Below are 17,869 nucleotides of genomic sequence, written 5' to 3'. Positions count from 1 at the left end.
AAGGAGAAAACGATGGCTGAATTAGATTTTGAAGTGACCGATGAGGTTGATATTACTGATAAAGTATGCCCGCTGACTTTTGTAAAGGCAAAAGTAGCAATTGAAGAACTGGAAGATGGAGAAATCCTTGCTGTCCGCATGAATGATGGAGAACCGGTGCAGAATGTACCGCGCAGCATGAAGGAAGAGGGACATAAAGTACTGAAATTAGTCGATAATGAAGATGGCACTTACACCATGTATGTAAGAAAGGTGGAAGAATAATGGCAGCACGGGTAAGCAAAGCAGATTTTGAAGAAAAAGTATTAAAAGAAGCGCTTCCGGTTCTGGTAGATTTTTATTCTGATTCCTGTGTGGTATGCAAAAAACTGGCGCCGGTTCTCGGAAATGCGGAAGATGATTATGAAGATAAGATCAAAGTCTATAAAGTAAATACAAACTTTGATGCGGAACTGGCAGAGCAGTATGAAGTGCAGGCAAATCCGACGCTGATCTTTTTCCAGAATGGACAGGCGAAAGACCGGAAAACAGGAGCGCTGAAACAGGCAGAATTAAACAGCTGGATTGAAGAACAGCTTTAAGAAGATAAGCAGACATAAAGGAGAAAAGATATGGTTATCACAGTAGCAGGAGAGAAAAAAGAAGTAAAAGACGGACTGACACTGCCGGAATTGATCGAGCAGGAAAATGTAGAGACACCGGAGTATGTAACCGTTTCTATTAATGACGAATTTGTTGCAACAGAGGACAAAGAGTCTACTGTACTGAAAAAGGGAGACAATGTAGAATTCCTGTATTTCATGGGAGGTGGATGCTAAATGGCAATGACAGATGAACAGATTGAGCGTTATTCCCGCCACATTATTCTGAAAGAAGTGGGAGCAAAGGGACAGAAGAAGCTCATGAAAGGCAAAGTGCTGATCATCGGAGCCGGTGGTCTTGGTGCACCTGCAGCTATGTATCTGGCAGCAGCAGGCGTAGGAACCATTGGTATCGTGGATGCAGATGAGGTGGATCTTTCCAACCTGCAGAGACAGATTATCCACAGCACTGCAGATATCGGAAAAGCAAAAGTAAAATCAGCAAAAGAAACCATGAATGCCATGAATCCGGATGTAGAAGTAAAGACTTACCGTATGTTCGTGGATGCGTCTAATATTCGTGAACTGATCCGTGATTATGACTTTATCATTGACGGAACAGATAACTTTCCGGCGAAATTCCTGATCAATGATGCGTGCGTATTGGAGAAGAAACCATTTTCTCATGCAGGTATCATTCGTTTCAAAGGTCAGCTGATGACTTATGTACCTGGAGAAGGACCATGTTATCGCTGTGTATTCAAGAATCCGCCGCCAAAGGACGCAGTACCTACCTGTAAACAGGCTGGTGTTATCGGAGCAATGGGTGGTGTGATTGGTTCTTTACAGGCGATGGAAGCAATCAAATATCTGATCGGTGTAGGCGATCTTCTGACAGGATATCTTCTGACTTATGATGCACTGACAATGGAATTTCGCAAGATTAAACTGCCGAAGGATACTCATAACTGTGCGGTATGTGGAGATCATCCGACAATCCTGGAGCCAATCGATTACGAGCAGGAAGTCTGTGAGGAGACTGCAGGTCGTTTTGCGACAAGAGATGAACAGTAAATAGATCAAGTTCCAACCTACTACTTATCATTTTTTGTAATTGAAACAGGGGACTTACTTGACTCGGTTAAGAACCAGGCATAAACAGGAGAGAAATATGGCGATAATAAGAATGAGAGATCATCTTTATGATGAGATAGTTAATTATGCAAAAGAACATCTTCCGGAAGAAGCCTGTGGACTTCTGGCCGGTGCAGAGACCGAAGAGGGAAGAGAAATCAAAAAAGTATATTTCCTGGAAAATAAAGATCATGCCGAAGACCACTTTACTTTGGACCCAAGAGATCAGATGAATGCGATCAAAGATATGCGTGCCAATGGTCTGAAACCGCTGGGAAACTGGCATTCCCATCCGTTGTCTCCATCCCGCCCGTCCGTGGAAGATATTCGTCTTGCCTTTGACTCAAAAGCAAGTTACCTGATCCTGTCACTGATGGCAGACTATCCGGTGTTGAACAGTTTTCATATCGAAAACGGAGAATGGACGAAAGAGGATCTGAGGATTTATTCTGAGGAATATTATTTTTAAAGATTTACAGATTGGATTACAGAAGCAGAAATGTTTGAAGCGAGTTTATTCGTGGAGAGCATTTCTGCTTTTTAATTCAAATAAATCAATAAGTTTTCTGCATTAATTGTGAAAAGTAATAGATAGGGATTGGCTTGTAGCAGGATGAGTAAGTGGTAAAGCAGGGAGTTCCAAAAATCATTAACAACGGGTCAAAAATCTATGATACAATAGAAAAAGTGAAAAACAAATGAAAAGAGAGAAAACAAAAATGACACAAAAACAAAACACATTAACAAAAACCGGAATCGTAGCACTCCTTGCATGTATTTGCTGTATCCTATGGGGTAGCGCAATTCCGCTAATTAAAACAGGCTATCGCCTGATGCAGGTAGATTCCGCAGATACTGCAAGCCAGATTGTCTTTGCGGGAGTTCGTTTTACACTGGCGGGAATCCTGGTACTGATCTTTGCATCAATCAGAGAAAAGAAAGTGATGATCCCAGATAAAGAGATTCTGAAATATGCAGTTCCAGTATGTCTGGCACAGACAGTTGGACAATATTTCTTCTTTTATATAGGTGTTGCACATACATCAGGAGTAAAAGGCGGCATTATCACTGGACTTGGAAATTTTATCGCAATTCTGATGTCCTGTCTGATCTTTCGTAATGAACGAATGACAGGCAGAAAAATAGCAGGATGCGTTCTGGGATTTGCCGGAGTTGTTGTGATCAATCTGATGGGAAATTCCCTGGATATGGGATTTAAGCTGACTGGTGAGGGATTTATTCTGATTGCGCAGTTATCTTATGGAATTTCCACGGTCCTGATCAATCTATTTTCCAGAAAAGTATCTCCAGTAGTGCTGAGTGGAACGCAGTTTGCGATGGGAGGAATCGTTCTGACTCTGATCGGAGTGGGAATGGGCGGACATCTCGGAAATGTTACTGTAGGAGGTGTGGCAATTATATTTTATCTGGCAATGGTTTCTGCAGTGGCCTATACACTTTGGTCTGTACTGCTTGCATGGAATGATGTTTCGAAAGTTGCAATCTTTGGATTTGTCAATCCGTTGTGCAGTGTGATTCTGTCTGCTCTGATACTTGGTGAGGTGAAGCAGGCATTCAATATTGGAAGCCTGATAGCTCTGCTCCTGGTTTGCGCGGGAATTTATATTGTTAATTGCAAAGAAAATAAGAGGAAAATTTAATAATGTCACAAAAGAATCATGAAATAACAGATGGACGCTTAGTACAGACAGATAAGAAATATTCCCATTTAAAACTGAGACAGAAAGAAAAAATTGCAGAAGCTGGAATATGGGTTCCTTATGGAGAGGTCTTGAAGCATTACAAATCAAAAAGATCTAATGTTAACAAGCGGGTTAAAAGATTATTTAATGAAAAAGGGGAAAACTATATAGATCAGGCTTGCTTCATGAATATGTGCATGATCTGCGACAATGCAGGAAATGTCCTGGCACTGGACAAAGTAAACGACAGCTACACTGGAACAACCTTCCCCGGTGGACATGTGGAGAAGAACGAAATATTTAACGATTCTGTAATCCGCGAAGTCTGGGAAGAAACCGGAATCTATCAGATTGGAGCAACGATTGGAGTTCACACAGGCCCGTATCCTATTGGAATTGGAATTATAAAACATGCGGAATAAATGATAAGAGAAAATTTTAAAGATTAAAGTCATGCAGATATTCGCTAAACAGATGACAATCGGAAAGGAACTTAACTTATGTACTATGTACCAGACGGCACCAAAGAGTGCGGATACTATGAATGTAAAAAATGCGGCAACCGTTTTCTGTCCATGCAGACCATGAAAAAAATCCCATGTCCGGACTGCGAAGCGGAAATTGATTATGAGATCGGCCCTGATGAATCCCTGGAGGATGTATTGGATACAGCAGAACTGATCGAGAAGATTGAAGGCGAAGAAGAAGTGGAAAAGATGGATGCACTTCTGAGTCTTGCAGTAACCGGTGGAGATTATAACTGGATCTGACCCAAGTAAAAAAGTCCCATGAATATATTACAGTAAGAAGTAATATATTCGTGGGACTTTTGACTTTCAATACCTTTTTTGTATGTTCTGATTTTAAGCTTTTTTGCTATCAATTTGGTCATAAGTTTTATGGTCATAAGTTTTACTGATAATATTTGACCAATGAATAATAGGATCGTATAATGAAATTATATATGCAAATTTGCTGTCCGGATTTTGCGGCAGATTATGAAAATATGTAAGAATGGCAGATAAAACCGCAGTACAGGATTGTGGCAATTACATTATTTTCTGGAATTGCTATGGATTTGAAAGTACATATATCACGCACACTTGAATAATCACAATAAGCAGGGGAGAACACAATTATGAAAAAGAAAGTATTAATGAGCGTACTGGCACTTTCCGTGTTTGCAGCAGCTATGACAGGCTGTGGAAGTTCAGACAAAAAAGGCGTAAAGCTTGATCCTGACACCCCGGTTTCACTGACTGTATGGCATTATTATAATGGAATGCAGCAGGCAGCTTTTGATGCTCTGACTGAAGATTTCAATGCCACAGTTGGTAAGGAACAGGGAATTTATGTGAAGGGTTACAGTCAGGGATCTGTTTCAGATCTGGAGAAGGCGATCACAGATTCTGCAGACGGAGTTGTTGGTGCGGAAAAAATGCCGGATATTTTTTCCTCTTATGCAGATACCGCTTATTCAACTCAGAAGAAAGTCGGACTTGCAGATCTGACTCAGTATTTCACAGAGGATGAACTTTCTAAATATGTAGATTCTTATATCGATGAAGGATATTTCAACAATGATGGTGCACTCTATCTCTTCCCTGTAGCCAAATCTACAGAGATCATGATGATCAATAAGACTGACTGGGAGCCTTTCGCAGAGGAAACAGGTGTGACAGTGGATGATCTGAATACGATTGAAGGTGTTGTAGAAGTTGCGCAGAAATATTACGAGTGGACTGATGAACAGACCCCGGATGTGCCGGATGATGGAAAGGCATTCTACGGAAGAGACTCTATGGCTAACTATTTCATTCTGGGTATGAAGCAGATGGGAACAGACATCTTTGAGGTAAAAGACGGAAAAGTAACGTTTAATACAGATAAAGAACAGATCCGCCGTTTATGGGATAATTATTATGTTCCATACATGAAAGGCTATTTTGCATCCATGGGTAAATTCAGATCAGATGATGTAAAGACAGGAGATATCCTTGCTTATACAGGATCTACTGTATCTGCAATGTACTTCCCGGATAATATAGAAGGAGACGACTCTTCTTATCCGGTAGATTTTATTGTCTGTGATGTTCCGATCATGGAGGGCGGTGAGAATTATAAGGTTCAGCAGGGTGCAGATATGGCTGTCACCAAATCAGATGAGAAGCATGAATATGCTTCCTGTGTTTTCCTGAAATGGCTTACACAGAAAGAACAGAATCTTCAGTTTGTATGTGAATCTGCATATCTTCCGGTACTTAAAGAAGCCAATACAGTTGAGGCTCTGGATAAAGTAATTAAAGATAATTCCATTGATATCAATGATAAAGCTTATGAGTGTCTGAAAACAACAATGGAGAGTTTTGACAATACGAAGTTCTATACACCGTCCTGTTTTGATAGCAGTTACAATGCAAGACAGGTACTGGAATACAATCTTTCTGATAAGGTAAAAGCTGACAAGGAAGCTGTTGAACAGGAAGTAGCATCAGGCACTTCACGTGAAGAAGCAGTGGCACCATATATCACGGACGAAGCATTTGATGAATGGTATGACAGCTTCTGCCAGGCATTAAATGACTCTGTTGCGGAGTAGAAGTCTTTGACTATCTATATGAGGGATAACCGGTTTTTACCGACGGGAAGCAGGCTTCCGCATTATTCGTGAGATGCGGAGCAAGAGCGCAGAGGATGGACAGATTGCACTGGACATGATGAAAGCATCTGCACCGGGGTATTATGATATGATCCTTATGGACATTATGATGCCGAATATGAACAGACTGGAAGCAACCAGACAGATCAGAAAGCTTTCACGTCCAGACAGCAAAACCATACCGATCGTTGCCATGACAGCAAACGCATTTGCAGAAGAGCAGAGACAGTCTGTGGCAAGCGGAATGAATGCTCATCTGTCGAAACCGCTGAGTATGGAGAAACTTCAGGAAACATTGAAGGAGTTTCTATAATGTGATCAGCATAAATTCGCGCCATATGTCTTGGGTTTCTGCGATTTTGTTCACAAGAAGCACTTTGTGATATGTTACAAGCGAACAATAACAAACTTGCCGGGTATGTTTGAATATTTTTAATGTTAGAATATTTTGGAATAAGGCCTTGCAAGATTATGCAAAATAATGTAAAATTATAGAGTCAAAGTACATAAATATTAATGTATGATTTTTTATAACTTAGGATGTTTTAGCGTAGTAGAAATCGTGAGGTTACAGGGTCTAAATTGTAGAAATCTCTGACAGGAAACGAGAGTAATACATCTGGCCGGTTATTTTAAGAGACATTAGAAGAATAAACAGATCATCAATGAATTTTAAGCGTCTCCGGCGTAGATATCCGGAGATGTTTTTGTTTATAACAGCTCCATTGCTGTAGGTCTGAAGGGAGTAGAAGCGAAGTATGAGAAAAGATTCTGACAATGTAAGACTGTTAGAGCCTGGAGAAGCACCGGCAAAAAGAAAAATTCTGGTTGTAGAGGATAATGAACTGAACCGCGAGATTCTTTCTTCTTTTCTGGAAGAGAAATTTGATGTTATTCTTGCAGAGAATGGAGAAGAAGGACTTAAGATCCTTGGTGAGCACTACAGGGAATTATCAGTAGTACTGCTTGATATTTGCATGCCTGTATGTGATGGTTTTGAATTTCTCAGAAGGAGAAATAAAGATAAATTACTGTCAACCATACCGGTTATCGTTATGACAGGAAGTAATTCCAAAGATGCGGAGATTCAGTGTCTTGATCTGGGGGCGGTTGATTTTATTCCGAAACCTTATAATTTTAAGATAGTGGTGGGCAGGATCAACAGTGTAATTAAGCTGCGTGAGTCTGTTCTGACACTTACAGCAGTAGAACATGATGAACTTACAGGAATTTATACCAGACAGGCATTCTTTTATCATGCAAAAACTCTTCTGAAAGCTAAGGCAGAGGAGAGGTTTCATCTGATAGTTGCTGATATCAGAGATTTTAAACTGATCAACAGCAGCTATGGGGATAAAATTGGAGATGAAGTTTTATGTTATCTGGCAAAGACTTATACAAAAATGTTCAGAGATGGTCTGGTATCCAGATACGGAAGTGATCAGTTTGTATGTATGCCCTATGGTGACTGGGATTTATCTCTGGAAACAATGAAGAAGCTGACAGAGGAAATTGCAGAGAATGCTCCGATCCCGAATCTGATGATCAAATATGGTGTTTATGAAGATGTTGATACATCTCTTCCAATTTCCGTAATCTGTGACAGAGGCTTTATGGCGATCAGAAGTATCCGCGATAATTATGAATACAGCATTGCTTACTATACAGAAGAGATGAATCAGAAGCAGATGCAGGACCGTGCTTTGGAGAATCGGTTTGAATCTGCGATCAGCAATAAAGAATTTGTGGCATATTTCCAACCAAAATATGATGTGAAAATAGAAAAAATCGTAGGAGCAGAATCATTGGTGCGTTGGATTAATTCGGATGGTTCCATGGTAATGCCGGGAGATTTTATTCCATTGTATGAAAGAGACGGACTGATCGTAAGGCTGGATGAATATATATTCAGACATGTTTGTGAATTTCAGCGTGAACTGATGGAGAAAGGGCAGGAACTTCTCCCAATTTCAGTAAATCTGTCACGTGCAAGTATCCACTATATAGGTGTTGTGGATCGTTACGTAGAAATTGTAAAGGAGACAGGACTTCCGTTTTCCTGTGTGCCGATTGAACTGACAGAAACAGCTACATTGAATAATGTAAAGATCAGAGATTTTACAGAGAGGCTGGTAAATGCAGGATTTGCATTACATATGGATGATTTTGGATCTGGTTATTCTTCGCTGATCACATTAAGTGAATTGCCATTTAATACTCTGAAGATTGATAAGAGTCTGATTGACTGTATTGGTCAGCAGAAAGGAAGGATGGTTGTGCAGCAGGTTATTATCCTTGCTCATGGACTGGGAATGAATGTGATCGCAGAAGGTGTGGAGACTGCAGAACAGGTGGAACTTCTGCGGGAGATGGAATGTGATGATATTCAGGGATTCTATTATTCCAGACCATTGCCGAGAGAGGAATTTATAAAAAAACTTGGTTAAATCAAGTGAGTTTTTAGTTTTAATTAGGAAAAGAAACAAATAATAGACAGAGAAACAACATATATAAATATTAGCAATCTAAAAAATCATTGTGCAGAATACCAGAAAAGATATTTGTCTAGGAATTTGTACAATGATTTTTTGTGTTATAAAAAAACCGGGAAATCATGATCAGATATGATTTCCCGGGTCTGACTTGCTCGAATTAGATATTTAACAGATCACTGTAAACTTTCAGTGCGCCGTCAGTTTCGTGTGCAAGAACACGTTTTGCAAGGACTTTACCAAGCTGTACGCCTTCCTGGTCGAAGCTGTTGAGGTTCCAGATGAAGCCCTGGAACATGATCTTGTTCTCGAAGTGTGCGAGTAATGCACCGAGAGCTGCAGGTGTAAGTTCTTCGCCTACGATGATACTGGAAGGACGTCCGCCCTTGAAGTTCTTGTTCAGGTTCTCATCTTCTTTACCGCATGCAAATGCTACGATCTGAGCAGCAACGTTCGCGCAGAGTTTCTGCTGGCTTGTGCTGTTCTCGATATCTACGTCTACACCAAGCTGGCTCTTCTTGAAGCCGATGAACTGAAGCGGAACAATGTCAGTTCCCTGATGTAATAACTGATAGAAGGAATGCTGTCCGTTAGTACCTGGCTCACCGAAGATAACCGGTCCTGTTACATAATCTACAGGTTCACCGAAGCGGTTTACAGATTTACCGTTGGATTCCATGTCACACTGCTGTAAGTGTGCAGGGAAACGGCTTAATGCCTGAGAGTATGGGAGAACTGCTGTTGCAGGATATCCCTGTACGTTTCTCTCATAAACACCGATCAGTGCATCCAGCATATCCGGATTCTCAAGGATGTTCTTATTAGTAGCAAGCTTGTCCTCAGCAGCAGCTCCGTCAAGGATCTGTGCAAATACTTCAGGACCGAATGCAAGGGAAAGGATCGCACCGCCTACACCGGAAACAGAAGAGTAACGTCCGCCAATATAGTCATCCATGAAGATTGCTGTCAGATAATCCTCGCTCTTAGCCAGAGGAGATGTCTCACTTGTTACAGCAAGCATATGTTTGGATGGATTTAATCCTGCTTTTACCAGAGCGTTCTTGACGAATGCTTCGTTTGTCAGAGTTTCAAGAGTTGTACCGGATTTGGATACAACGATGAACAGAGAATGAGCAAGGTCTACTGAAGCAAGGACAGCAGCTGCATCATCAGGATCTACGTTGCTGATGAATTTTGCTTCCATTTTAAACGTGTTGTTTGCTTTTGCCCAGTTCTCAAGAGCGATATATAATGCACGAGGACCTAAGTCACTTCCGCCGATACCAATCTGTACGACTGTTGTGAATTTCTCGCCGTTTTCATTAGTGATCTCACCTGCGTGAACTTTATTTGCGAAGTCAGCGGCTTTCTTCTGCTGTGCTACGTAGAATTCACGTTTGTCAACACCGTCTACAACTACAGCGTCACCGAGCTGAGTTCGTGCAAGGTGATGAAGAACCATACGTTTCTCTCCTGTATTGATCACAGTGCCGTTGTATAATTCCTGGAATTTGTCGATAAGCTGGGCTTCGTCTGCCAGATCTGCAAGTGCGTTCAGGACTGTTTCGTCAACCTGTTTTGCGGCATAGTTATAAGCCAGGCCGGCTGCCATTGGTGCGCTGTACTTCTTTACACGTTCAGCACCATTTTCGCCTGTCATGGCCTCTGCGATATTTACATGACCCTTCAGACCGGCAAGCTTACTGTAGGAAGCAAGAGTGTCCAGATTTTTCCATGTTGCCATAATAATATTCCTCCTTTAAATGACTGTAGCTGTATGGCTGCAGTTGCTAATATTGATTATACTGAATAAATGTTTTAATTTCAATGCAAGGATGCAGGGATTTTAAATATATTTTCCAGTTTACCGGAATGTTATTTCTGAAAAATTTAGATTTTTTATAAATATTTAACAAATTAAAGCGTAAGCATTTTCCAGTAGTATTAGCTTGAAACGGTATGAGAAAGTATGGTATAATTTCTTTTATATCTGCACAGCTAGAATACATACGAATAATAGCAGAAAAACAGTTACTGTTCCAATGTTGCTAAGAACAGTAACGAAAATATCTCCACAAAGCGAAAAGCAATATATAAGGAAGAAAGGAAAAACATATGGCTAACGCTAAATACTTCTTAAAGAGATTTGCAATGGCATTGCTTACGATCTTTCTGGTAGCATGCCTTACATTTCTTCTGATGAACGCTGTGCCTGGAAGCCCGTGGCTCAGCGAGAAAACGCCATCTGCCGCAACCCTGGCAGCGCTGAATGCAAAATATGGCCTGGATAAGCCTGTTCATGTTCAGCTTTTCATGTATCTTAAAAATATTCTGCATGGTGACTTTGGCGTGTCCCTGAAGATGCAGAAAAACCGCGCAGTTCTGGATATCATCGTTGAGATGTTCCCGGTATCTGCCAAAGTAGGTGCCCTCGCTCTGTTATGGGCGATCATCGTAGGTGTACCACTTGGATGTCTCGCAGCATTTAAGAGAGGTAAGCTCACAGACAGTATCCTCAGAGTTATCTGCACTCTGGGTATCTCCATGCCGAGTTTCGTAGTTGCATCTGTTCTTCTTGTAACACTCACAGGTGACGGAGCACTGAATCTGTTCCCGTCCATTTTTGATGCGTCACAGGGGATCAGAGCCTACATACTTCCGTGCTTTGCATTGGGATTTTACCCGATGTGCTATACTGCACGTCAGACCCGTTCTGCTATGCTGGATTCCTTAAGCCAGGAATATATCAAGACAGCCAGGGCAAAAGGTCTTAAGAATAAGAAGATCATCTTCAAACATGCATTAAGAAATGCCCTGATCCCGGTTATTACTTACCTGGGACCGCAGGTTGCTTTTACTTTATGCGGTGGTTTCGTAGTAGAGAGTGTATTCTCTATCCCGGGACTGGGACGTTATTTCGTACAGTCTATTCAGAACCGTGACTATCCGGTTATCATGGGAACTACTATTTTCCTTGCAACATTTATTATTCTGATGAATCTGGTCGTAGACCTCCTCTATAAGGTAGCTGACCCGAGAATCAGCCTGACAAAGGGAGGAGACTGATCATGGCAGAGAATAAGAAGATCAAGAAATGTCCGGTAAGTCTTCAGCCGGATATTGAGAACCTTCTTCAGGACTTGACACCGGATGATTTTGCTTCGGCTTCCAGTCAGGAGAAAGAAGATTTCATCCAAGACCGCCAGAGTGTATCTTACTGGAAAGATGCCTGGAGAAGATTAAAGAAGAATCTTGTGGCGATGGTCGCACTTGGAGTTATTATATTCCTGTTTCTGTTTGCGTTCGTCGGACCACTTCTGATCCCATATGGATATGATGAATTTAACGATGGCGCTGAGAACCTGTTTCCATATCATTACACACTGGAAGACCAGCAGCGTGTAGATGAAGAGATTGCATCCAGAACTCAGAGTGAGGTTGTTGATGTTGATTCAATGATCGAGCAGGCTAAGGCAGAGGCGGAAGCCAAAGGTGAGAAGTTTACAAAAAAAGATGAAGCAATCCTTCGCGCAAAAGCAAAAACAGCAGCAAAGAATGATACAGCGAGTGAGTCTGAAGAGAGCACAGACCCAGATACAGTCCGCAAGGAACTGGGAATTAAGAAACATATCTTCGGATATTCAAAGAAAGAACTTGAGCGTAAAGCAGCCGGCGAGAAAGTTTTCCCACATGTCTTTGGAACAGATATGTACGGACGTGATATTCTTGTCCGTGTTATGTATGGTGCACGAGTTTCTATGTCAGTTGGTGTATTTGCCGCACTTCTCGTACTGATCATTGGTGCTTTATATGGTGCGATCTCCGGTTACTGTGGCGGCAAGGTCGATGCAGTGATGCAGCGTATCGTAGAGCTGATCTATGCAGTTCCTGAAATGCTGGTCGTACTTCTGATCGCAACTGCACTGAAACCGATCCTGACAGAATATATCAACTCCCCGGGCGGTGGTCCGCTGAAGTCATTTGCCAATGTACTTGGTCCGAACCTGATCTCCATGTTCATTGCTTTCGGTCTTCTGTACTGGGTAACTATGAGCCGTATCATCCGTGGACAGGTACTTCAGCTGAAACAGCAGGAATATGTAACAGCAGCCAGAGCACTCGGTGCTTCAGGCGGACGTATCATCCGTCGTCATCTGCTTCCGAACTGTATCGGACAGATCGTTGTAACAACCTGCCTGCAGATCCCGTCTGCGATCTTCCTGGAGTCATTCCTTTCCTATCTTGGTGTTGGTGTATCTGCACCGCTTCCAAGCCTTGGATCTATGGCAACAGACGCATTAAGCGGTATGTATACATACACTTACAGACTGATCGTTCCGTCTGTAGTCCTCAGTGTAATGATTCTTGCATTTAACCTGTTCGGTGATGGTCTGCGCGATGCACTTGACCCGAAACTTAAGAAATAAGAGAGGAGGAGAATCATGTCTGAACAGAAACATAAATTATTGGAAGTTAAGGACTTAAAAGTCTCCTTCTTTACACCGGCCGGTGAAGTTAAGGCTGTAGGAGGAATCTCCTACGACCTGGACTACGGCGAAGTTATGGGAGTAGTAGGAGAGTCCGGTTCCGGTAAGAGCCAGGAAGCCTACTCTATTATGGGACTTCTTCAGTCTCCTGGTAAGGTTGTCGGAGGTTCCATTACTTTTGAAGGACAGGATGTCCTGTCTTTTACCAAAGATCAGATGACAGAATTCCGCGGCAGTAAAGTAGCGATGATCTTCCAGAACCCGATGACCTGTTTAAACCCGGTTTACACCATTGGAAATCAGTTAGTAGAAGCACTTCGCGCTCATGATAAAAAGATCAGCAAGGAAGAAGCTGAGAAGCGTGCCATGGAAATGATGGAAATGGTTGGTATCAACAATGTACAGAAGCGTATGAAACAGTATCCTCATGAGTTCTCCGGTGGTATGCGCCAGCGAGTTATGATCGCCATGGGTCTGATCTGTCATCCGCAGCTTCTGATCGCGGATGAGCCGACCACAGCTCTGGATGTTACGATCCAGGCACAGATCCTTGACCTGATGAAAGACCTGCAGAAGAAAACAAAAATGGGAATCATTTTTATCACTCATAACCTTGGTGTTGTTGCGGATATCTGCGATAAGGTTTCCGTTATGTATGCAGGCCGTATCGTTGAACAGGGCCCTGTTGATGATATTTTCTATGAACCTGCGCATCCGTATACAAAAGGACTTCTGCGTTCCATGCCTCGTGTAGATGCAGAGAGTTACGAACGACTGATCCCGATCGAGGGTACTCCGGTCGATATGCTGAATCCGCCGGAAGGCTGTCCTTTTGCACCACGCTGTGAGCATTGCATGAAGATCTGTCTGAAGAAGATGCCTCCTTATGTAGAAGTAGGCGAGAAACACCGTTCAGCCTGCTGGCTGCGTGTTCAGGAACTGATGGGCAAGGAGGAGAACTGATATGGCAAATGAAGAAAAGAAACTTGTCGAGATAGAGAATTTACGTAAATACTTCCCGATCAAGGGAACAAACGGTCCAGGTGTTCAGGCAGTTCAGGATGTTTCCCTCTATATTAAGAAAGGTGAGACATTAGGACTGGTAGGAGAGTCCGGATGCGGTAAAACAACTCTGGGAAGAACCATTCTCAGATTGTATGAGCCAACCGGTGGTAAGATTATCTATGACGGTCAGACAATTTTTGACAATCCGTTGGACAAAGACGGCAAACCACTTGGCAAAGCGAAATCTGTAAACATGCTTCCTTACCGTAAGAAAATGCAGATTATTTTCCAGGATCCATCCGCATCTCTTGACCCTCGTATGACAGTCGGAGAGATTATCGGAGAGGCTATCGACATTCATAAACTGGCTGCAAATAAAAAAGACCGTGCGGATATGATCAAAGGTCTACTTGCAAGAGTAGGATTAAATACCGAGCATGCAAACCGTTATCCTCATGAGTTCTCCGGCGGACAGCAGCAGCGTGTCGGCATTGCCCGTGCACTTGCCGTTAAACCGGAATTTATCGTATGTGATGAGCCGATTTCCGCATTGGACGTTTCTATCCAGTCACAGGTTGTAAACATGCTGGAGGATATGCAGGCAGAAATGGGACTGACTTACCTGTTTATCGCTCATGACTTGTCTGTTGTGCGTCATATTTCAAACAGGATCGGTGTTATGTATCTGGGATCTCTGGTAGAACTTGGTGAGAGCTATGAGCTGAACCGTCATCCGATCCATCCATATACACAGACGCTTCTTTCAGCAGTTCCGGTACCGGATCCTAAGCTGAGCCGTACCAGAAAGCGTATCATCCTTGAGGGAGATGTGCCAAGCCCGATGAACCCGCCGAGTGGATGCCGTTTCCATACCAGATGTCCATATGCGACACAGAAGTGCCGTGAGGAGATGCCACAGTTCAAAGAGCATGAACCTGGACACTGGGCAGCATGTCATCTGCTGGATAAATAATACAGTCAAGCGGATATTCGCCTGACTATTTATCAGAGTATTTACAGAATACGAAAAAATATAATGTAAACTGGTGAGTAATGCTGAAATAAATAGAAAGAATAAAAAATAGGAAATAATTAACAAAATTATTGTTGCAATTATAGTAAAAAATCCGAAAGAAAAAGCTTAACATAGGTATTTGATTCCTGTATAATGGAATTTATAATACAAATCGCTGACTTCTCATACAGCGAAAACCATAATAAAGGAGGACAAGTAATGAGAAAGGCAAAAACAATTATGTCTCTGGCTCTGTCAGCAGCTATGGTTACAAGCATGGCAGCTACAGCACCTGTAATGGCAGCAGAGAGCGAATCAACAGACGGATTTAATCTGAATCTCTGTATCGCATCTGAACCACAGAGTATCGACCCTGCACTGAATACAGCAATGGATGGTTCTATCATGTGCCACCATATGTTCGAAGGTCTGATCAAATGGGCAGACGACGGTGAAGGAAATGCTGTTACAGTTCCAGGACAGGCTGAATCCTGGGATAAAGAGACAAACGATGACGGAACAGTAACTTATACTGTACATCTTCGTGATGGTATCAAATGGTCTGACGGACAGGCCGTAACAGCAGGAGACTTTGAATACTCCTGGAAACGTCTGGCAAACCCGGAAACTGCAGCAGACTACTGTTACATGATCGACATGGTAAAAGGATATGCAGAGGTAGCTGACGGAAGTGCGGATCCTGACACACTTGGAATCAAAGCTACAGATGATACAACACTGCAGATCGATTTAACTTATGACTGCCCGTATTTCGAAGAGATCATGGCATTCCCGGCAACCTTCCCTGTTCGTAAAGACATGGTAGAGGGAAGCGAGAACTGGACATTTGATCCTGCAACTTATATCAGCAACGGACCTTACAAGATGAAAGAATGGTCTCATAACTCCTACATTCTTATGGAAAAGAATGAGAACTACTATGATTATGAGAACCTTGGACCGGACACAATTAAATTTGCACTTCTGGACGACAACAACGCGATCCTTAAAGGATACAACAACGGAGAACTTGATTTCATCGAGAACCTTCCTGTAGACGAAGTTGCTACTTACCTTGCATCCGGAGAACTTAACATCGCAGACTATATCGGAACATACTATGTATGCTTCAATACAGAAGATGAAGTATTCTCTGATCCTGCAATCCGTAAAGCATTCTCACTTGTAATCGATCGTAACTACATCGTAGATAACGTAACTCAGTCCGGTGAAGTTCCTGCAACAGGATATGTTCCATCCGGTATCTATGATGCAGACGGAGCAAGCGGAGATGACTTCCGTACAGTAGGCGGTGAATATTACAGCGTTTCTGAAGATGATTATGAGAAGAACTGTGAAGAAGCACGTCAGATCCTTGCAGATGCAGGATATCCAGACGGCAAAGGCTTCCCGACAGTTGAATATCTGTACAACACAGATGACAAACACAAAAAGATCGCTGAAGCACTCCAGAACATGTGGCAGAAAGAACTTGGCGTAACTGTTAACCTGGACAACCAGGACTGGAACGTATTCCTTCAGAACAGAAAGAATGGTGACTTCCAGATCGCACGTAACGGATGGATCGGTGACTACAATGATCCTTGTACATTCCTTGATATGTGGTATACAGGTGGCGGAAACAACGATGCTCAGTACTCTAACCCGGATTACGATGCACAGATCGATGCAGCAAAAGATACTTCTGATCAGACAGAACGTATGAAAGCATTCCACGCAGCAGAAGATATCCTTATCGGTGAAGACAATGTGCTGGCTCCTCTGTATTTCTATACACAGCCATACATGCTGAAAGAGAATATCAAAGGTATGTATTACACACCACTTGGATACTTCTTCTTTGCATACGCAACACAGGAATAAGATCTGAGACAGGAATGAGTCTGGAAACGGACAGAGAAAGTAGTTTCGCATTCCTGCATAAAAATGCATAATTTTGAAAGTAAAAACAGCTCTGTGCGGAAGAGTTTAAGACTCTCCGCAGGGGCTGTTTTTGTTTTAGAACAGGAGATGGTAAAGTTTTCAGGCTGCCACTTTTTTATGATAAAAAGGTAAAATAAAAAACTAAATTTTACAGTATATGTTTGCATAAAAATCTATAAGATGATATGATTATGAATAAACGTTACAATAGCAATCTTACAGGGAGATAACTGGAAATGGAATTTTGGGATATTTATGATGAGAATAAGAAACCTACAGGACGTACCATGAAGAGAAATGACTGGTGTCTGAAGGACGGAGAGTATCATCTGACTGTGCTTGGCGTAGTAGCCAGACCGGATGGTACTTTTCTAATCACTAAACGTGTCATGACGAAAGCGTGGGCACCTGGATGGTGGGAAGTATCCGGCGGCGCTGCACAGGTAGGAGAGGAATCTTATGAAGCTGTTCTGCGTGAGGTGAAAGAGGAAACAGGACTGGATGCCCGAAACGCAGAAGGTGGTTATCTTTTTACGTATAAGAGAGAGAACCCGGGTGAAGGAGACAATTATTTCGTAGATGTGTACCGTTTTATCATGGACATTGATGAGAATGACTTACATTTACAGACTGAAGAGACAGACGGATATATGTTTGCCAGTCCTGACCAGATCAGAGAATTTGCAGCAGATGGAAAATTTCTGCATTATGACAGTATAAAAAAGGCATTTGAGATGTAAATATATGCAGAGATCCGTGGGAAAACCTTCCGGATGCTGCTTATGATATAAAGAGAAATGCAGCATCCGGAAGGTGATTCCTGAGAGGAAAGATAATGAAAAATATAAT

Annotated in this window: 18 protein-coding genes; 17 read left to right on the top strand and 1 reads right to left on the bottom strand. The window is 42.2% G+C overall.

The window, feature by feature from the left end; translation table 11 throughout:
* Positions 1-12: 12 nt before the first annotated feature.
* The 11 genes from KQI87_RS00365 (at position 13) to KQI87_RS00315 (ending at position 8,524) form a co-directional block, all read left to right on the top strand.
* Positions 13-264, top strand: coding sequence for a sulfurtransferase TusA family protein (locus KQI87_RS00365; RefSeq protein WP_216458416.1), 252 nt, complete (start codon positions 13-15; stop codon positions 262-264).
* The gene (locus tag KQI87_RS00360; protein WP_216458415.1) at positions 264-581 is read left to right on the top strand and encodes a thioredoxin family protein; all 318 of its coding nucleotides are present in this window, start codon (positions 264-266) and stop codon (positions 579-581) included. The genes KQI87_RS00365 and KQI87_RS00360 overlap by 1 nt, the downstream gene beginning before the upstream one ends.
* A gap of 30 nt (positions 582-611) precedes the next feature.
* Complete coding sequence (thiS, locus tag KQI87_RS00355; protein WP_216458414.1) at positions 612-818, top strand: sulfur carrier protein ThiS; 207 nt, start codon at positions 612-614, stop codon at positions 816-818.
* Entirely contained in the window at positions 819-1,655 is an 837-nt protein-coding gene (locus tag KQI87_RS00350; protein ID WP_216458413.1) for a HesA/MoeB/ThiF family protein, read from the top strand.
* Positions 1,656-1,752: 97 nt separating this feature from the next.
* Positions 1,753-2,184, top strand: a complete 432-nt coding sequence (locus tag KQI87_RS00345) for a M67 family metallopeptidase (protein WP_216458412.1) — start codon at positions 1,753-1,755, stop codon at positions 2,182-2,184.
* A 250-nt stretch (positions 2,185-2,434) separates the two neighbouring features.
* On the top strand, positions 2,435-3,376 hold the full coding sequence (locus KQI87_RS00340; RefSeq protein ID WP_216458411.1) for a DMT family transporter: 942 nt from the start codon (positions 2,435-2,437) through the stop codon (positions 3,374-3,376).
* Positions 3,377-3,378: 2 nt separating this feature from the next.
* Entirely contained in the window at positions 3,379-3,840 is a 462-nt protein-coding gene (locus tag KQI87_RS16900; RefSeq protein WP_216458410.1) for an NUDIX domain-containing protein, read from the top strand.
* Between the two features lie 78 nt (positions 3,841-3,918).
* Complete coding sequence (locus tag KQI87_RS00330; protein ID WP_216458409.1) at positions 3,919-4,188, top strand: hypothetical protein; 270 nt, start codon at positions 3,919-3,921, stop codon at positions 4,186-4,188.
* A 368-nt stretch (positions 4,189-4,556) separates the two neighbouring features.
* A complete protein-coding gene (locus KQI87_RS00325; RefSeq protein ID WP_216458408.1) occupies positions 4,557-6,017 on the top strand; it encodes an ABC transporter substrate-binding protein in 1,461 nt (486 codons plus the stop codon).
* Positions 6,018-6,090: 73 nt separating this feature from the next.
* Positions 6,091-6,390 carry a response regulator gene (locus tag KQI87_RS00320; RefSeq protein WP_216458407.1) on the top strand — a complete coding sequence of 100 codons (300 nt, stop codon included), beginning with the start codon at positions 6,091-6,093 and terminating at the stop codon, positions 6,388-6,390.
* A gap of 445 nt (positions 6,391-6,835) precedes the next feature.
* Positions 6,836-8,524 carry a two-component system response regulator gene (locus tag KQI87_RS00315; protein WP_216458406.1) on the top strand — a complete coding sequence of 563 codons (1,689 nt, stop codon included), beginning with the start codon at positions 6,836-6,838 and terminating at the stop codon, positions 8,522-8,524.
* Positions 8,525-8,729: 205 nt separating this feature from the next.
* On the opposite strand, the gene KQI87_RS00310 is transcribed toward KQI87_RS00315, so the two are convergent.
* Positions 8,730-10,313, bottom strand: a complete 1,584-nt coding sequence (locus KQI87_RS00310) for a glucose-6-phosphate isomerase (protein WP_216458405.1) — start codon at positions 10,311-10,313, stop codon at positions 8,730-8,732.
* 371 nt (positions 10,314-10,684) lie between these two features.
* Here KQI87_RS00310 and KQI87_RS00305 point away from each other — a divergent pair, with 371 nt between their 5' ends.
* The 6 genes from KQI87_RS00305 (at position 10,685) to KQI87_RS00280 (ending at position 17,760) form a co-directional block, all read left to right on the top strand.
* Positions 10,685-11,635 (top strand): ABC transporter permease, encoded by a 951-nt coding sequence (locus KQI87_RS00305; protein ID WP_025579672.1) that lies wholly within the window; start codon positions 10,685-10,687, stop codon positions 11,633-11,635.
* A 2-nt stretch (positions 11,636-11,637) separates the two neighbouring features.
* Positions 11,638-12,996 (top strand): ABC transporter permease, encoded by a 1,359-nt coding sequence (locus KQI87_RS00300; RefSeq protein ID WP_216458404.1) that lies wholly within the window; start codon positions 11,638-11,640, stop codon positions 12,994-12,996.
* A 15-nt stretch (positions 12,997-13,011) separates the two neighbouring features.
* On the top strand, positions 13,012-14,019 hold the full coding sequence (locus KQI87_RS00295) for an ABC transporter ATP-binding protein (RefSeq protein ID WP_216458403.1): 1,008 nt from the start codon (positions 13,012-13,014) through the stop codon (positions 14,017-14,019).
* A 1-nt stretch (position 14,020) separates the two neighbouring features.
* Positions 14,021-15,034: an ABC transporter ATP-binding protein gene (locus KQI87_RS00290; RefSeq protein WP_025579675.1), complete on the top strand. Its 1,014-nt coding sequence runs from the start codon at positions 14,021-14,023 to the stop codon at positions 15,032-15,034.
* A 261-nt stretch (positions 15,035-15,295) separates the two neighbouring features.
* On the top strand, positions 15,296-16,960 hold the full coding sequence (locus tag KQI87_RS00285) for a peptide ABC transporter substrate-binding protein (RefSeq protein ID WP_216458402.1): 1,665 nt from the start codon (positions 15,296-15,298) through the stop codon (positions 16,958-16,960).
* A 296-nt stretch (positions 16,961-17,256) separates the two neighbouring features.
* On the top strand, positions 17,257-17,760 hold the full coding sequence (locus KQI87_RS00280) for an NUDIX hydrolase (protein ID WP_216458401.1): 504 nt from the start codon (positions 17,257-17,259) through the stop codon (positions 17,758-17,760).
* The last annotated feature ends 109 nt before the right edge of the window (positions 17,761-17,869 follow it).

This window comes from Blautia sp. MSJ-9 (assembly GCF_018919065.1).
In the GTDB taxonomy this organism is placed as follows: Bacteria; Bacillota; Clostridia; order Lachnospirales; family Lachnospiraceae; genus Blautia_A.
The sequence above is the reverse complement of the archived record's forward strand: the minus strand, read 5'-3'. Positions and strand labels throughout refer to the sequence as shown.

What these genes read in the sequence shown, in the direction of transcription:
- KQI87_RS00365 (WP_216458416.1), top strand. Translation starts at nt 13, where the DNA reads ATGGCTGAATTAGATTTTGAAGTGACCGATGAGGTTGATATTACTGAT.
- KQI87_RS00360 (WP_216458415.1), top strand. Translation starts at nt 264, where the DNA reads ATGGCAGCACGGGTAAGCAAAGCAGATTTTGAAGAAAAAGTATTAAAA.
- thiS (WP_216458414.1), top strand. Translation starts at nt 612, where the DNA reads ATGGTTATCACAGTAGCAGGAGAGAAAAAAGAAGTAAAAGACGGACTG.
- KQI87_RS00350 (WP_216458413.1), top strand. Translation starts at nt 819, where the DNA reads ATGGCAATGACAGATGAACAGATTGAGCGTTATTCCCGCCACATTATT.
- KQI87_RS00345 (WP_216458412.1), top strand. Translation starts at nt 1,753, where the DNA reads ATGGCGATAATAAGAATGAGAGATCATCTTTATGATGAGATAGTTAAT.
- KQI87_RS00340 (WP_216458411.1), top strand. Translation starts at nt 2,435, where the DNA reads ATGACACAAAAACAAAACACATTAACAAAAACCGGAATCGTAGCACTC.
- KQI87_RS16900 (WP_216458410.1), top strand. Translation starts at nt 3,379, where the DNA reads ATGTCACAAAAGAATCATGAAATAACAGATGGACGCTTAGTACAGACA.
- KQI87_RS00330 (WP_216458409.1), top strand. Translation starts at nt 3,919, where the DNA reads ATGTACTATGTACCAGACGGCACCAAAGAGTGCGGATACTATGAATGT.
- KQI87_RS00325 (WP_216458408.1), top strand. Translation starts at nt 4,557, where the DNA reads ATGAAAAAGAAAGTATTAATGAGCGTACTGGCACTTTCCGTGTTTGCA.
- KQI87_RS00320 (WP_216458407.1), top strand. Translation starts at nt 6,091, where the DNA reads ATGCGGAGCAAGAGCGCAGAGGATGGACAGATTGCACTGGACATGATG.
- KQI87_RS00315 (WP_216458406.1), top strand. Translation starts at nt 6,836, where the DNA reads ATGAGAAAAGATTCTGACAATGTAAGACTGTTAGAGCCTGGAGAAGCA.
- KQI87_RS00310 (WP_216458405.1), bottom strand. Translation starts at nt 10,313, where the DNA reads ATGGCAACATGGAAAAATCTGGACACTCTTGCTTCCTACAGTAAGCTT.
- KQI87_RS00305 (WP_025579672.1), top strand. Translation starts at nt 10,685, where the DNA reads ATGGCTAACGCTAAATACTTCTTAAAGAGATTTGCAATGGCATTGCTT.
- KQI87_RS00300 (WP_216458404.1), top strand. Translation starts at nt 11,638, where the DNA reads ATGGCAGAGAATAAGAAGATCAAGAAATGTCCGGTAAGTCTTCAGCCG.
- KQI87_RS00295 (WP_216458403.1), top strand. Translation starts at nt 13,012, where the DNA reads ATGTCTGAACAGAAACATAAATTATTGGAAGTTAAGGACTTAAAAGTC.
- KQI87_RS00290 (WP_025579675.1), top strand. Translation starts at nt 14,021, where the DNA reads ATGGCAAATGAAGAAAAGAAACTTGTCGAGATAGAGAATTTACGTAAA.
- KQI87_RS00285 (WP_216458402.1), top strand. Translation starts at nt 15,296, where the DNA reads ATGAGAAAGGCAAAAACAATTATGTCTCTGGCTCTGTCAGCAGCTATG.
- KQI87_RS00280 (WP_216458401.1), top strand. Translation starts at nt 17,257, where the DNA reads ATGGAATTTTGGGATATTTATGATGAGAATAAGAAACCTACAGGACGT.